This window comes from Bacillus sp. M5A3_1b (assembly GCF_053345335.1).
In genome coordinates this window covers 125,099-140,798 of the sequence record NZ_JBKEZY010000009.1, presented here as the reverse complement: position 1 = coordinate 140,798, position 15,700 = coordinate 125,099, and the positions used below count along the sequence as shown (strand labels likewise).

12 protein-coding genes are annotated in these 15,700 nt (G+C 37.1%); 7 read left to right on the top strand and 5 right to left on the bottom strand.

The window, feature by feature from the left end; genetic code table 11:
- Nucleotides 1-157: 157 nt before the first annotated feature.
- Nucleotides 158-1,066, bottom strand: coding sequence for an EamA family transporter (locus ACLBWW_RS22525; RefSeq protein ID WP_048544149.1), 909 nt, complete (start codon nt 1,064-1,066; stop codon nt 158-160).
- 323 nt (nt 1,067-1,389) lie between these two features.
- Between ACLBWW_RS22525 and ACLBWW_RS22520 the strand changes: the two genes are divergently transcribed.
- The 3 genes from ACLBWW_RS22520 (at nt 1,390) to ACLBWW_RS22510 (ending at nt 2,854) form a co-directional block, all read left to right on the top strand.
- The gene (locus tag ACLBWW_RS22520) at nt 1,390-1,533 is read left to right on the top strand and encodes a peptidase T (protein ID WP_088110370.1); all 144 of its coding nucleotides are present in this window, start codon (nt 1,390-1,392) and stop codon (nt 1,531-1,533) included.
- Nucleotides 1,534-1,549: 16 nt separating this feature from the next.
- Nucleotides 1,550-2,257: a cytochrome c-type biogenesis protein CcdA gene (gene ccdA / locus ACLBWW_RS22515; RefSeq protein WP_001152684.1), complete on the top strand. Its 708-nt coding sequence runs from the start codon at nt 1,550-1,552 to the stop codon at nt 2,255-2,257.
- Between the two features lie 90 nt (nt 2,258-2,347).
- Nucleotides 2,348-2,854: a CcdC family protein gene (locus ACLBWW_RS22510; protein WP_001028637.1), complete on the top strand. Its 507-nt coding sequence runs from the start codon at nt 2,348-2,350 to the stop codon at nt 2,852-2,854.
- A gap of 61 nt (nt 2,855-2,915) precedes the next feature.
- Here ACLBWW_RS22510 and ACLBWW_RS22505 read toward each other — a convergent pair whose 3' ends face one another.
- A complete protein-coding gene (locus ACLBWW_RS22505; RefSeq protein WP_447614250.1) occupies nt 2,916-10,478 on the bottom strand; it encodes a DUF7507 domain-containing protein in 7,563 nt (2,520 codons plus the stop codon).
- 272 nt (nt 10,479-10,750) lie between these two features.
- Between ACLBWW_RS22505 and ACLBWW_RS22500 the strand changes: the two genes are divergently transcribed.
- Nucleotides 10,751-11,806 carry a hypothetical protein gene (locus ACLBWW_RS22500; RefSeq protein WP_048544147.1) on the top strand — a complete coding sequence of 352 codons (1,056 nt, stop codon included), beginning with the start codon at nt 10,751-10,753 and terminating at the stop codon, nt 11,804-11,806.
- Between the two features lie 30 nt (nt 11,807-11,836).
- Here ACLBWW_RS22500 and ACLBWW_RS22495 read toward each other — a convergent pair whose 3' ends face one another.
- Nucleotides 11,837-12,277, bottom strand: a complete 441-nt coding sequence (locus ACLBWW_RS22495) for a DUF2621 domain-containing protein (RefSeq protein WP_000889389.1) — start codon at nt 12,275-12,277, stop codon at nt 11,837-11,839.
- 103 nt (nt 12,278-12,380) lie between these two features.
- Nucleotides 12,381-12,677, bottom strand: a complete 297-nt coding sequence (locus ACLBWW_RS22490) for a hypothetical protein (RefSeq protein WP_048544144.1) — start codon at nt 12,675-12,677, stop codon at nt 12,381-12,383.
- Between the two features lie 244 nt (nt 12,678-12,921).
- Between ACLBWW_RS22490 and ACLBWW_RS22485 the strand changes: the two genes are divergently transcribed.
- Nucleotides 12,922-13,509, top strand: coding sequence for an AAA family ATPase (locus ACLBWW_RS22485; protein WP_095205705.1), 588 nt, complete (start codon nt 12,922-12,924; stop codon nt 13,507-13,509).
- A complete protein-coding gene (locus ACLBWW_RS22480) occupies nt 13,506-14,078 on the top strand; it encodes a DJ-1/PfpI family protein (protein ID WP_048544136.1) in 573 nt (190 codons plus the stop codon). Before ACLBWW_RS22485 ends, ACLBWW_RS22480 begins: the two co-directional genes overlap by 4 nt.
- A 13-nt stretch (nt 14,079-14,091) precedes the next feature.
- Here ACLBWW_RS22480 and ACLBWW_RS22475 read toward each other — a convergent pair whose 3' ends face one another.
- On the bottom strand, nt 14,092-15,039 hold the full coding sequence (locus ACLBWW_RS22475; RefSeq protein ID WP_431122710.1) for a class I SAM-dependent methyltransferase: 948 nt from the start codon (nt 15,037-15,039) through the stop codon (nt 14,092-14,094).
- 193 nt (nt 15,040-15,232) lie between these two features.
- On the opposite strand from ACLBWW_RS22475, the gene hutP reads away from it, so the two are divergent.
- Complete coding sequence (gene hutP / locus ACLBWW_RS22470) at nt 15,233-15,673, top strand: hut operon transcriptional regulator HutP (RefSeq protein ID WP_000926520.1); 441 nt, start codon at nt 15,233-15,235, stop codon at nt 15,671-15,673.
- The last annotated feature ends 27 nt before the right edge of the window (nt 15,674-15,700 follow it).

The window sequence follows — 15,700 nt, the reverse complement described above, 5'->3', positions numbered from 1 at the left end:
TCGTTTTATCCCGCTTTAATGGGCAGTAAGACCCCCACCTCAAAATTCAGCGAAAGCAAAGAATTTAGGTGGGGGATCAACTGCCCATTAAAGTCCGATTGGTGAAGGCTAATAATCAGTGGGGGATGAAGAACCCCCCACTGATTAAAGTTTCACTTTATGCTGCCAATTTTTTGTGTGTATGATGTTTACGATAACGTCCACGCATTGCATAGGCAATTTGCGGGATTGCAATACCGATTAAAATAAGTGATACACCGATCCATTGTGAAGATAGCACAGCTTCTTTTAAAACGAATACAGACATAATTGTTGTAACTGGTAGTTCTGCTGCACCAAGAATAGTCGCTAAGCCAGAACCGATCTTTGGAATACCGATTGTAAAGGCGATAGAAGGAATAACGATACTAAATGTTCCTAATCCTAAACCATATTTCCAAAGTCCTTCAGAAATTGCACCGCTAAAAATAAATGTTGGCGGGAATACGATCATTACTAAAGTTAAAGCGCCAGTCATTAAGAGAACACCGCGCGGTAATGAAGGTACTTCAACAGCAACTTTTCCGCTCACGAAAATGTATGTTCCGAATGTAACAGCAGATAATAAACCTAGTATGATTCCAGTCATATCGAAATCACCTGCTGATTTTTCTAGTAAACCACTTGATAAAAATGTACCTGCAAGTAAGAAAATAACGGAAATAACCTTTTCTCTTGAAGGTAATGTTTTTGTTGCGACTGCTTCAATAATAATTCCGACCCAAACGAATTGGAATAAAAGTATAATTGCAATAGATGCTGGTACAGTTTTTAATGAAGCATAATAAAAAATCCCAGTAAAACTTGCAGATGTACCTGCAACGAATAAAATTAACGCTTGTTTTAATGGAACACGATGTCTAGAAAATAGAAGAGTAATAGCAAGCAAAATAATCCAACCGAACAAATATTGGCTGCCAATTACCTCTCCAAGTGAAAATCCTTCTGCATAGGCAAGTTTAACGAAAATAGCTAAAATCCCATAACTACACGCTCCTAATAAAACTAAAAGAGAATAACGAAGCATAAAAATTCCTCCCATCTATATGAAATTGTTCCTAACGGACATATATAACTAGAGGGAAGTATACAAAATTAAAAATAAAGGGTCAAATAAAAGAAAAGTGTGACATTTTATAGAATAATAATAAAAGTATGATATTTATGCATAATCTTGAAATTAGTAATAATAAAAGTATTGTAAAATCAGTTTCATATTGTATAAAGACAGCATTTGAAAAAATATTTTTTAGGGAGATAGAACGGTAGTCCATTATAGTGTGCTAATTATTTGAGAAACTATGTTACCTTTGTTATGTTAATAACAATTAGAGAAGTTTCGTAGTCCAATTGAGATTATTCTATATAATAGAAGGAAATGAAAACGTTTTATCAGAAACTGTTTGCAAGGGTAGTTTTTCTTATTATCACGTTGTTAAAGTGAGTTCACGAATTGTTCATAGTATTTTTATGTGTTTTTGCTACAATATGTAAGGAGAGGAGTGGAATCATGCAAGATATTAGTATTTTTTTAGCGTTTGGCGCAGGATTTTTATCATTTATTTCCCCATGTTGCTTACCGCTTTATCCGGCATTTTTATCGTACATAACAGGTATGTCGGTTTCTGAGTTGAAAGAAGAAAATGCAATGCTTCGTAAAAGAAGTATGATACATACAGCGTTTTTCTTACTTGGATTTTCAATTATATTTATTGCAATTGGGTTTGGTACAAGTTTTATTGGAGGCATCTTTACAAATTATAAAGATTTAATTAGACAGTTAGGTGGTATATTTATCATCGTGTTCGGTCTTATTATTGTCGGTGTGTTTAAGCCAAAGTTTTTAATGCAAGACCGTAAATTTACGTTTAAAAATCGTCCGAGTGGCTATTTTGGATCCGTTCTAATTGGATTGGCTTTTGCTGCAGGGTGGACGCCTTGTACTGGACCTATTTTAGTGTCTGTCATTGGATTAGCTGCAACAAATCCAGAATCAGCAATGATTTATATGATAGCATACATACTTGGATTTGCTATCCCATTTTTCGTACTATCATTCTTTATTACGAAAATGTCTTGGATTAAAAGAAATAGTATGAAATTCATGAAAATTGGAGGATACGTTATGATTGTCATGGGTATCTTCCTATATTTTAACTGGATGACGAAAATTATCGTATATTTCTCAAGTTTATTTGGTGGTTTTACCGGTTTTTAGTATTATTCTGTGAAAATGTTGGAAATACTAACGGAAAAGCATATAATGAAAGTATATTTTGCATATAGCCACAAAAAAGGATGAGAAAATATGAACATAGTTGTTTTATCCAGTATCGTTGCTGTTTGTATGGCTGTTGGTGCGATGTTTATTCGTTTAAAAGCAGCTAAGAAACCGGCAACATTGAAAAAAATTATACTTCCACCATTTTTTATGAGCACGGGAGCGTTGATGTTTGTTTTTCCTGAATTTCGATTAACTCCAGCAGAAATGTTAGAAGCAATTGGCGTCGGTTTGTTTTTCTCTATTTTTCTTATTAAAACATCTAAATTTGAAATTAGAGGACAAGAGATTTATTTGAAGCGTTCAAAAGCATTTGTTTTTATATTAATTGGATTACTTGTCGTGCGGATTGTATTTAAAACATACTTAAGTCAATCTCTTGATTTAGGACAACTTAGTGGCATGTTCTTCTTACTGGCGTTCGCGATGATTGTGTCATGGAGAATTGCTATGTACCGTTCCTTTACGAAATTACAGAAGGAAATGGAAAAAGAAGATGGTTTTTATAATGAAAAAGATATGAAACTAACTTAAAAACTGTATATGTATAAATAAAAAGACAGCGTTTTTTGACGCTGTCTTTTTATTTATATTGTTAACATCTTCTGTCCCAGCCGCGGCGTATAAAACGTTCCCCATTAAAGAAACAATTTAAATTTGGCGAGACGAATGGACCGATAAACGGAATAATATTTGGTTCCGAAGTCTCATCAACAGGAATCGGTGGTTTAGTAGGATCAGGTCTAAGTGTATAGCGAATGCGGGCGGTATTTCGAATGAGACCGTTTCGTGGCTCTGCTGTTACTTGAACGATAAAACGGACAACAACGGATTCACCTGGATTAACAGTTTCAATAAGAATACCAATAGTCGGATTACTTCCAGGACGTGAAACGCTGTTTACTGTTATTGAATTTGGATAGAAAGTAACTTCGGGAGGAAGTGGATCGGTAATGAGTACATTATTTGCAGGGGTAGCGCCATTGTTAGTAAAGGTAAGTGTATATGTGATGAAGTCACCGAGTTCTACACGATTTACATTCGCGGTCTTAATGAATGTGTTTGGCTCATTAGGGTTTACTTCTATCGTAATTGGTGGTGTTGTTGTCGTTGTTGTGATAGGTGGTCTAGTCGGATCAGGTTGAGAAGTATACGTAATGGACGCGATATTTGTAATCATTCTATTAGCTGGAAGTGTAATAACCTGTACTTGGAATGAAATAGTTACTGATTCTGTTGGATTAAGAGTTCCGACTGGAATGCCTGTGGATGGATTTGCGTTTGGAACAGGAATATTATTAATTGTGACACTATTTGGAATGAATGATGTGCCGACAGGAAGTGAGTCAGTAACAGAAATGTCAGTGACAGGAATCGTACCTTCATTTTGGAATGTGATAGTAAATGTAATCGTATCACCTACTGAAACGATGGATTTATCAGCGGTTTTTATCGGATTGATAGTTCCAACGTTTACAGGGGTAATTGTAGTAGGTGTAGGCGTAGTAACGGATACAGGTGGCTTAGTAGGATCAGGTTGGTATTGGAAGGAAACGTTACCTTGGTTTTGAATTTCTCCGCTTGGTGGAATTGAAGTAACTAGGACACGGAAAGAAATCGTTGCGGATTCAGAAGGAGCAAGTGTTGAAATCGGGATGCCTGTGGATGGATTTGCGGTTGGTTGCGGTACATTGTTAATAGTAACACTATCTTCAATGAACGAAGTACCGACAGGAATTGTATCAGTTACAACAATATTATTAGCAGGAATGGTACCTGTATTTTGGAGTGAAATCGTATACGTAATGATATCACCTAGTGTAACTGTTTCTGGCGTAGCTGTTTTTTGTGGATTTAATATAGCTGTATTTACATTCGTTGTGTTAATTGGCGTAGGGTCTGTAATGGTAATAGGAGGTTCACCAGGAACTGGTTCATATGTGAAAGTAACAGTTGCTTGATTTCGAATGATACCACCAGGTGGTACGCTGGTTACTCTCGCTTGGAATTGAACCGTAATTGTATCGTTCGGATTGACTGTACCTACAGGTATACCCGCTACAGGATTTGCTCCAAGATCCAGAGTACCATTTATTATAACGGTACCTGGAACAAATGTTAGCCCATTTGCTAATGGATCAGTAATGATAACGGAAGTTGCAGGGACTGATCCGCGATTTTGGAAGGTTACGGTATACGTTATGATTTCATTTATATCTACAATTTGTTTGTCTGCTAGTTTATTTGGGTTAGGTGTAGGCGTAATAACGGATACTTCAACAGTTGGAGTAGGATCTGTAATGGTAATAGGAGGTTCGCTAGGGTTTGGCTGGAATGTGTAAGTGACAGTTGCAGTGTTTTTAATAATACCGTCTGGCGGGAGTGCAGTTACAGTAACCTGATAAGTTAATGTAACAATTTGCCCAGGAGTTACAGTCCCAACAGTTACACCACTATTTGGATTTGCCCCAGGTTGCGTGCTGCCATTTATCGTAACACTATTTGGAATGAAAGTAGTACCAGCTGGAGTAGGGTCTGTAATAATCACATCTGTCGCATTAATATTCCCGACATTTTGGAACGTAATTGTATAAGTGACAGTATCACCGAGATTAATAACTTGAGGGTTTGCTTGTTTGTTCGGGTTAGTAGTAACTTCACTTACTTGTGTCTTTGTAGTAGGAGTAGGTGTAGTAATAGATACAGGTGGTCTAGTAGGATCTGGCTCATATTGGAATGAAACGGTCCCTTCATTTTCAATAAAGCCTGTTGGTGGTATTGATGTTACTTGAACTTGGAAAGTTACAACGACTGAAGTGTTAGGTTCTAGTGTACCGATAAGAATTCCGGAACTAGGAATGATGCCTGGTTGTGTAACACCATTTATCGTAACGCTATTCGGTATGAAAGTGGTACCGGCTGGAATAGGATCGGTTACAAGTATATTTGTTGCAGGGACAGTACCTGTATTTTGCAAGGAGATTGTATAAGTGATTGTGTCACCTAATAAAGCAAATACTTTATCAGCAGATTTTGTAGGGTTCGTTGTTGCAGTGTTGACATTTGTAGTAGTAGGCGGCGTTGGAGTAGTTACCGTTACTGGTGGTTCTCCAGGGTTAGGTTGGAATGTGTAGGTGATAGTAGCTTCATTTACAATAATTCCGTTAGGTGGTATGGAAACAACACGAACTTGGAAAGTTACAACGACCGATTCGCTAGGGTTTAATGTGCCAAGAGGTATGCCAAGGGCTGGATCTATATTACTAGTTGGAGTGCCGTTAATTGTAACGCTATTTGGAATGAAAGTAGTTCCTGTTGGGATGGGGTCTGTAAAAACGATATCTGTCAGTTGTACAGTTTGTAAGTTTTGGAAGGTAACGGTGTACGTAATAATATCACCTATATCAACGTTGTTTCGATCAGCTGTTTTCGATGGATTAATAATACTATTAATGATTTCAGTATTAACTGGTGGTGTTTCTTCTGTTTCTGTAATAGGAGGTTCATTTGGATTAGGCTGAGATGTAAAGTTGACTGAACCAACATTTGTAACAACCCCGTTAGGAGGTATATTTGTAATCGTTACTTGGAACGTGATGGTTACGATTTGATTTGGTTGTATTGTACCGATAGGTATCCCAATACTTGGATCGACACCTGGTTGTGAACCACCATTTACTGTAACAGAATCTACAATGAATTGTGTGCCTACTGGTGGTTGATCAATGACAGATACATTTGTCATAGGAATATTTCCATTGTTTTCAAGGGTGATCGTATAAGTGAGTGCATCTCCAATGTTAGCGATTGGTAAATCTACGGTTTTTGTTGATTCTAACTCTGCATTTTGTACAATTGTTTCTGCGATTGGAGTAGGTGTGGTTGTTGTAATAGGTGGAAGAGTAGGGTCTGGTTGAGATGTGTAAGTGACATTAGCTTCATTTGAGATAATACCATTTGGTGGTAGAGCAGTTACTTGTACTTCTAAAGTAACAGTCACTATTTGTCTAGGGTTTAATGTTCCAACTGGGATTCCTGTTGTTGGTGTTAAATTAGGTTGTGAAATACCATTAATCGTAACACTACCAGGAATAAATGTAGTTCCAGTAGGGATAGAATCAGTAATAATAACATCGGTTGCAGGTATATTACCATTGTTTTGGAGAGTAATTGTATAAGTGAGTGTATCTCCAATACTTGCAAACTCGCGATCTACTGTTTTTTGCGGGTCTGGATTAGCAGTACGAACTGGTAATGTTACAGTCGGGGTTGTTTCTGTTGTTGTAATAGGTGGTTCACCAGGAGTTGGTTGCGAAATATAGGTCACGCTTGCTGTATTTTCTATTTTTCCGTTAGGTGGAATAGCATTTATTTGTACTTGGAACGTAACAGTGACAGTTTCGCCAGGGTTAACTGTACCGACGGAAATGCCTGTAACCGGGCTGACACCAGGTTGAGGGATGGTATTTACTGTAACGCTATTCGTAACAAAAGTTGTACCAGGTGGTAAAGAATCTGTAATTGTTACACCTGTAGCAGGTATAGTTCCTTGGTTTGTAAATGTAACAGTATAAGTTACAATATCATCAATTTCTGCAAACGTAAGGTTTGCTGTTTTCGTTGGACTTATTACTACAGTTTGGATAGGGGTCGTTGTTTCAGGAGTTGTTTCTGTTTTTGTGACTGGAGGTAAATTGGGATCAGGTTGATAATTAAATGTTGCACTTCCTTGATTGCGTATTTCGCCGCTAGCAGGAATGTTTACTACTCGTACTTGGAAAGTAATGGTCGCTCGTTCGGATGGTGCTAAAGTTCCAAGTGAAATTCCTGATGCTGGATTGGTCCCTGCTTGAGGAATCCCATTAATCGTAACACTATCTGGAACAAACACAGTACCAGCAGGGATAGAATCTATTACTGTTATATTCGTAGCAGGGACAGTACCGGTGTTTTGGAATGAGAGCGTATAGGTAATGATATCATTTAATGCAACGAAGGAACGATCAGCTGTTTTTTGTGGATTTAGTGTTGCAGTATTAACTGCCGTTTCTGTTTCAGGTGTTGTAATAGTTGTTGTAACAGGAGGTTCATTTGGATTGGGCTCATATGTGAATGTTATATTTGCTTGATTTCTAATAACTCCCCCAGGCGGGATACTATTTACTACACCTTGGAACGTAACTGTAATACTTTGACCAGGATTTACAGTGCCGACTGGTATCCCAATTTCGGGATTTTCTCCAGGTTGTGATGTTCCGCTAACAACAACGCTACCTGGAACGAATGAAACACCAGGTGGAAGTGTATCTTGCACAATAACATTAGTTGCAGGTACGGTCCCTCTATTTTGGAATGTTACGGTAAAAGTAATCGTATCTCCTAAATCAGCAATTTGTTGATTCACTGATTTTGTAGTTGTCGGATTTGGGTTATTAATTGCCACATTAACTAAAGGGGTTGGAGTAGTTGTCGTAACAGGAGGTTCATTTGGATTCGGTTGATATTGATAAGTGAAGGATGCTTGGTTTCTAATTCCCCCATCAGGTGGTAAGTTTGTAACGACAACTTGATACGTGATTGTCTTTGTTTCTCCGACAGAAATAGTACCAAGTTGTATTCCAAGTGCTGGATCGGAACCAGGATTCGAAACACCATCAATCGTAACACTATTTGGAACGAAAATAGTACCGTTAGGTGTAGGGTCTGTAACGACTACATTTGTAGCTGGAACTGTCCCATTATTTGTAAATGTGACCGTATAGGTAATTGTATCTCCTAAATCAGCAACTTGTTTGTCTGCAGATTTTGTAGGCGCAGTAACAACGGTCCCAACTTGTGTTTCTGTTTTAGGAGTTGGAGTCGTTTTTGTAACAGGAGGTTCATTTGGATTAACAATATGATTAAATGATACACTGCCTTGGTTTTCTATAAGGCCATTTGGTGGCACACTTGTAACTTGAACTTGGAATGTAATTGTTTTTGCCTGATTTGGATTTAAAGTGCCGATTGATATACCGTTTTCAGGATTACTGTTAGGTTGTGAGACACCATCAATCGTGACGCTATTTGGAATAAATGTTGTCCCGTTTGGAATTGGGTCTGTTAGTACAGTATTCGTAGAGGGAACAGTGCCGTTATTTTGTAAACTAATTGTATACGTAATAACATCACCAATGTCAACAAAAGCTCTGTTTGCAGATTTAGTTGGGTTTATTGTTGCCGTATTGACGTTCACATTTGTAGGAGTTGTTGGTTCAGTAGTTGTAACAGATGGTAGGTTCGGATCAGGTTGATACGTATAAGTTGTTGAAGCTTCATTTGTAATGACACCGCCAGCGGGGATCTGTGTAACACGAACTCGGAATGATAGTGTTTTTGTTTCACCAGGATTAATTGTACCAACTTGAATTCCAGATGCAGGATTCGAGTTTGGAACAGGAACATTATTTAAAACTACACTATTTGGAATGAATGTTGTACCAGCAGGAATTGAATCTGTAAAAATTACGTTTGTAGAAGGGATAGTGCCATCGTTGTTAAATGTGACAGTATAGGTAATGATATCGCCAATATCAACAGCGGTTTTATCAGCCGTTTTTATAGGGTTTGTAATGGCTGTATTAACGGGTACAGTAGTAGGCGGAGTAGGGTTTGTTGTTGTAATTGCCGGTTTTGTTGGATCAGGTTGATAGGTAAATGTTACATTTCCGACATTTCGAATGACTCCGCTAGCAGGGAGGGAGTTTACTTGAACTTGGAAAGTAACCGTTGATGTTGAGTCAGCTGCAATGGTTCCAACTTGTATGCCGCCAGATGGATTTACACCAGGTTGCAGGGTGCCATTTATTGTCACGCTATTTGCAACAAAAGTAGTTCCAGCAGGGATCGGATCAGTCACAATAACATTAGTTGCAGAAATATTTCCTGTATTCGGTAATGTAATCGTATACGTAATTGTATCGCCAATATCAACAACTTGTGGGCTTGCTGTTTTAGTTGGTTTTACAATCGCTGTCCGTACAGAAGTATTTGTAGGTGGAGTCGTCGTTGTAGTAGTGGTCGTTGGTTCATTGGGATTAGGTTGGAAAGTAAAAGTTACATTTGCTTCGTTAGTAATCGTTCCGTTAGCTGGGAGAGAAGTGACTTGAACTTGAAATGTGACAGTTGTAGTTTGACCAGCAGGAATCGTACCGAGCGGAATATTTGTTGGTGTTACGCCAGATTGTGTCGCTCCATTAACTGTAACACTGTTTGGAATAAAAGTAGTACCAGTAGGGATAGGATCGGTGATAGAAACATTAGTTGCTGGGATATTACCGCTGTTTGGAACAGTAATCGTATACGTAATGATGTCACCAATATTCACAATTTGTTGGTTTGCACTTTTAGTCGGATTAATGATAGTAGCATTAATTTGTGTTTCAACTATATTACTTGTAGAGTTTCTGTTAATTGGTGGTTGGTTTGGTGGATTATATTGAAAGCTTGAAGTTGCACTATTTGGAATAGGGTTTGGTGTAGGAAGGGTATTAACTCGAACTTGAAACGTAATTGTAGCATTCCCGTTTGCAGCAATCGTTCCTACATTTATACCAGTAGCAGGATTACCCGTAGTAGAAGTACCATTAACTGTAACGCTACCCGGTACGAACGATGTGCCGGCAGGGGGTGTGTCTGTAATGATAACATTATTAGCAGCTAAGGGGGCTTGATTTGTGGCGGTAATTGTATACGTAATCGTATCACCGATGGTAGCAATTGTTTTATCTACTGCTTTTGTTAATGCGACATTAGCTGTGAAAATATCTGTATCAACTATATTGCTTGTTGTTGTACGTGTGATAGTGGGTGCGTTAGGTGCAGGTTGAAATTCGTATCCAAATGATGCTACGTTACTGGCGACAGGTGGGGTAGGAATACTTGTTACATCTACTTGAAAAGTAATTGTAACAGAACCACCAGCTGGAATATTATTAATAGGAATTCCAGTTGAAGGATCGCCGGCTGTTGGAGTACCGTTAACAGTTACACTGTTTGGAACGAAAGTGGTGCCAGCTGGTATAGGATCTGTGAATGTAACGTTTTGGGCAGGAAGTGTTCCAGTATTTTGGACAACGATTGTATAGGTTAAACGACTTCCTATTGTTGCTATTGCCATTAGATTCGTCCTTTCTAAATGAATTTAAATCCGATCAATAGTTAGACACTTACAAATAGCATCAATTCAAAATTTAAAACTGGTTCTATTTGTAAAAAATATGAAAAATGAACTCGTCATTGCATCCTATTCAAATATAAATGAATAGGAATAGGCAAAGGCTTTTTTTTGCCTAAATGAGCTCGTACGTATATAAATGGAACTTTTTCTTTTTACTTGCATTAAATGAAATAGCGAATAAATATTTATTTTCATAGAAAGGTAGTGAGGTCTTGGCCTTCGTTCAAGCTTACGGTAAAAATGATAATTTATTTATGATGCATACGGGCAATACGATGGGAATGCGTGGTACTGCCAATACAAACTTTGCTTACAATGCGCTTATTACATTGAATACTGACTTAACTTTTGGAGGGGTTCCTTCTTCAACAGATCCAAATACATTTGGAGGTACGACGAATGATTGGACGCTAGATGGTTCATGGGCTGAATTAAATCCGTCAACTACTATTGTTCCTGCTACGGCGGTTGTGGATTTTGCATTACTTGTTTGGTCAGGCGGGTTGGATACGCTTGTTACAACCGCTGTTGTTGATGCGAATCCACCAAATTTAGTTACGCCTGATGGAACGAGTACACAAGTGACAATAAATTCAGCATGGTCATCAGGAGGGACGAATTTACCTTTCATAGCCAATGTTTATAATCGAGCAGCAGACGTAACATCTTTACTACAAGGATTACCAAATCGAGCAGCAGGGAGGCATAGCGTAACAAGATTACCTACGCGTCAGCCAGTCGGTTATGGTGCTGGATGGTCTTTAATTGTAGTTTATCGTGATTCCTCCTATCCAATGAGAAATGTGAGTTTATTTCCAGGCTTTTTATTATCAGGTACACCACAAACCCTTTCTGGATTTTTTACACCAGCTGCAGGGACAGTGACAGCAAGAGCTTTTGTAATGGCAGTAAATGGCGATCCGAACTTTACAGGGGATAACTTTCAATTGAACTCTGTAACATTAACGGGACCGAATAATCCGTCGGGAAACTTTTTTAGAGGGCAAGTAAATGATATTAATGGGGATTTAAATACAATTGGAAGTTTTGCAGATCGGAATTTTTCTGGAACTACTACAAAGGCAGATGCGAGAGCTGAATTTGATATTACAAATGTAAATGCAACAGGTTCTATTGCGCCAAATACGACATCTACACAAGTAAATATTACAGGTACAGGGGATACGATTTATACAAGTGCGGTCGGATTACAAATAGACTTGGCAGAAGCTAGATTAACAGCCGTAAAATCTGTAACTGTAAGTTAAAAAAGATTGCTATAATCTAGCAATCTTTTTTTATGAGGAGGATTTTGTCAGTAAAGATTCATAATGAGAATAATCAATCTCTTTTTCTTGTAGTTTTTTAACTAAAAATTTATGGTCGCGTTTTGGTGTAGCAATAATATATCCTTTAATAATTAAATCTTGTGTAATTTGAGAGGCTTTTTCTTGTAATGCCAGTTCTCCAATTTTGCCAGCAATTTTTGATTTAGCGACATCGCGAAATAGTTCTGGAACAGGACTTACGAGCTCTTCTAACAATTGTTTTTGTTCTTCATCCCATAAATGTCTAGTTTTATTAATATAGTGCTCTTCCCAATCTAAAATGGACATACCATCTTCTTTAGGTAATCGTTTTAGGAATTTTCTGAACATAAAGTATCCACCGATAGACATAAGTCCTAATAAAATAACAGTCCATAGCACTATGAACCAACTGAACCATCCTTCGAGCAAGCTTATCCCCCCTTAATGATTGCGGTTTTCTTTTATTCATATTATAAACAGTGATATTCATAGAAAGCAAGAACGCTTGGTCATTTTGACCAAGCGTTATCATTTAAACAAAGTATAGTTGTTCAACACATAAATTATTATTATCATCTTCTACATATTCAATGATTAATGTGCCAACTTTACGATCTTTATCTTCAGTTGTAAAAATAGAGTAAGAAGTAAAACGTGCTGTTGATAGGCCGCTTATATGTGTAGGTAAAGAAATGTAGTCGTTATCGTGGAAGAATTCCATCAGTTCAATATCTTCAAATTCTTTTCGATCAACTTGTTTGTTTGTATAGCGGCGTTGAAGTTGTTTTAAAGACTCATTCCAAGAAATCGCTTTTGTATCGTATACCATTGTTCTATCTCCTTACTGTATGTAATCATTAAGAACATACGTTCTAAACTAGTATACTCTTTTTATTAGAAAAGGGAAAGCAAAAAATAATGTAAGCTTGGATTTCCAAGCTTACATTATTGATGCGTCCGTCATAATCTCTATTTTTATTATAAGTTAGATAAGAATAAGAAACAAGGTGATATATATTCTGTTGATGGTTTTTAAAATTCTGTATATTATAGATATACTAAAATGCAAGGGAATGAGAGGAATGGCATATGTAATTTCACTCCAAGGATCGATGGCAAGCGGAAAAACAACATTGGCTAAAAGGTTAGAGCGATGTGGGCTTTCAGTTATATATGAAAATCCATATCCAATTGTAGAAAAGCGAAAACAATTAAATTTGGATATGAATTCAAAAGAAGGATTTATTATAAATCAAAAAATGTTTATGGAAGCAAAAATAAAGGAGTTTCAAAATGTGAAAGATTCAGTCGTGATTTTTGATCGCGGACCAGAAGATATTGAATTTTATACACTCTTTTATCCAACGATTATAGGGGAAGAGTGGGGTATGGAAACTGAATTAAAAGATGAATTATATAAATTAAGAGAATGTCGTTCAGATGCGATTTTTTATTTAGATGTCACGAAAAAGAATGTATATGATAGAAAAAATAATGATAGAACAAGAAATCGAAGTACATTTGAGGAGCAATTTAAATTAGTCGAAACCGAAAAAGAATGGTATAAACAATTTCCTATAACTTATGTGGACACGAATACATTAACAGTGGATGAGTTAGAAGCATATTTTATGGGCTGGTTAAAGGAGAAAGGACTATGAAAAAAATATTATTATTCGTATACCCAACATTTGCGGAGTTTGAAATTACAGTAGCGACAGCATTGCTGAAAAAGAAATATGAAATCATTACTGCGGGCTTAACAAAAGGGTTGATTATAAGTGAAACAGGCTTGCAAGTACAACCGCATATAGAATTAAGTGAAGTGCGTGTAGATGAATATGAGGGGATTATCATTCCAGGGGGAGACGAAGTACATATGAAAGACGCAGATATTCTCTTTTCAGTCATTCGCCAATTTTCTGAAAAAGAAAAATTAGTAGCTGCGATTTGTGCTGGACCGTATGCGTTAGCAAGAGCAGGTTTATTTAAAGGGATTTCTTATACAGCGACTATAGATTATCAAAAGTTAGATTGTTTTCCAGTAGAAAATTTTGTATATAAAGAAGTTGTACAACACTCAAATATTATTACTGCACAAGGACATGCTTTCGTACCATTCGGAATAGCGATTGCCTCTTATTTTGGAGTAACAAACGAACATAATATAAATTTTTACAGTGGTAAGGGGAATGTGATGATGGAGGAGCTTTTGCCTGAGAATGTGTAAAAGCTAGCATTTGCTAGCTTTTTTCTTTTTGACATCGATAAATGGCTAACGTTTTCGGGTCGCGCCATATACCGTTATGAAGTGACAATTCATTTTCTACTTCTTTTTTTAGCCATTCCTTCATTTCGGCGTGAAGATATGTATTATCAGGTATATTTAGCGATGGAAACATGCTAGAAATATAGCTTACAATCGGAGTAGCATGATGAAAAACGAGAGCATTATGAATAACTGTTTCTTCAACAGTTGGAAAAACAGACTGTAATATCTCTTTACCATTTTCTAAACAAAATGGAGTGACTGATGATGTTGTTTTCGGTAAATTAAATGCGTCTAACATGCGGTTACACATTTCAACTATATGAGGTAATGTAACGTCAGAATTTGTTGTAGCTAAAAGTGAGCCTCCGGGACGAATTACTTTATGGAATCCTTGAACTGTTTTTTCGACATCTTTCATGTGATATAACATATGTCTTGCGATGACCCAGTCATAGTAATTAGCTTCAAAAGGAAGTTTACCAGCATCACCTAGTTTCCATTCAATTATGCTATTCTTTATTGCAGCTTCAGAAAGCATCGTTTTTGATTGATCAAAACCGGTTAGTTGACCTTTATGACCGTTAGTTTGTAAAAGGGAAAGAAAATTTCCATTAGCACACCCAACCTCTAATATTTTTTCTTCTCCTTGAAGTTGCAAATGTTCCATGACGAGTTCATCTAAATTTACTTGTTTTTCTTCGTAATGTTTATGCGTATCGATACGTGTTTGTAAATGGTTGCTTACGTTATATTGGCGTTTTACATCATTCATTTTTTCACATTCCACCTTCGTGCAAAATTGCTGAATCGCGTGTGTTAATACGTCGGTTTTCTTTAACCCTTCGTAATGGAGTGCAGATTCAAACCTTTCAAGTAATTTTTCTTCAATTCGAAAATGAATATCTTTTCGCTTCGTCATTGAAATATCGCCCCTTTGCATCTGTTAGTGAGACTATAGCACGCCTGAAAAATTCGTGTAAATAATTTGTGTACACAAATGGAGGGGATGAAAAAATTGTTCGAATGTGAGTTTAAACTATTGACGATTTAACCGTTTTCATATATTCTTAAATTAAGAAATATTCAAATAATTAAAGAAATGAGAGAGTCACATGCTTCTTCAAGGAACACATCGAATTGGTCGTATGGCCATGTTGTTGGCACTTGCGGATGAGAATGAAAGCCCTGTATTATCTATTCCGAAAGGTTGGAAGTATTGTACGGGGAAAGTTGGTTCGATGAATTCGCAAAAAGTTGTAGCAGCAATGGAAACAGCGGCTAAGAGCACCCAAGTTATTGAAACAGATGTTTACAGAGAAACACATGCACTTTATCATGCAATTATGGAAGCTTTGTACGGAGTGACGAGAGGTCAAATTCAGTTAGCAGACGTTCTTCGTACAGTAGGACTTCGCTTTGCGATTGTGCGCGGTAGACCATACGACGGAAAAAAAGAAGGCGAATGGGTTGCTGTTGCATTATATGGAACGATTGGTGCACCTGTAAAAGGATCTGAGCATGAGGCGATTGGTTTAGGAATTAATCACATATGATTTGCCCATAGTCTATTAGTTAGAAGG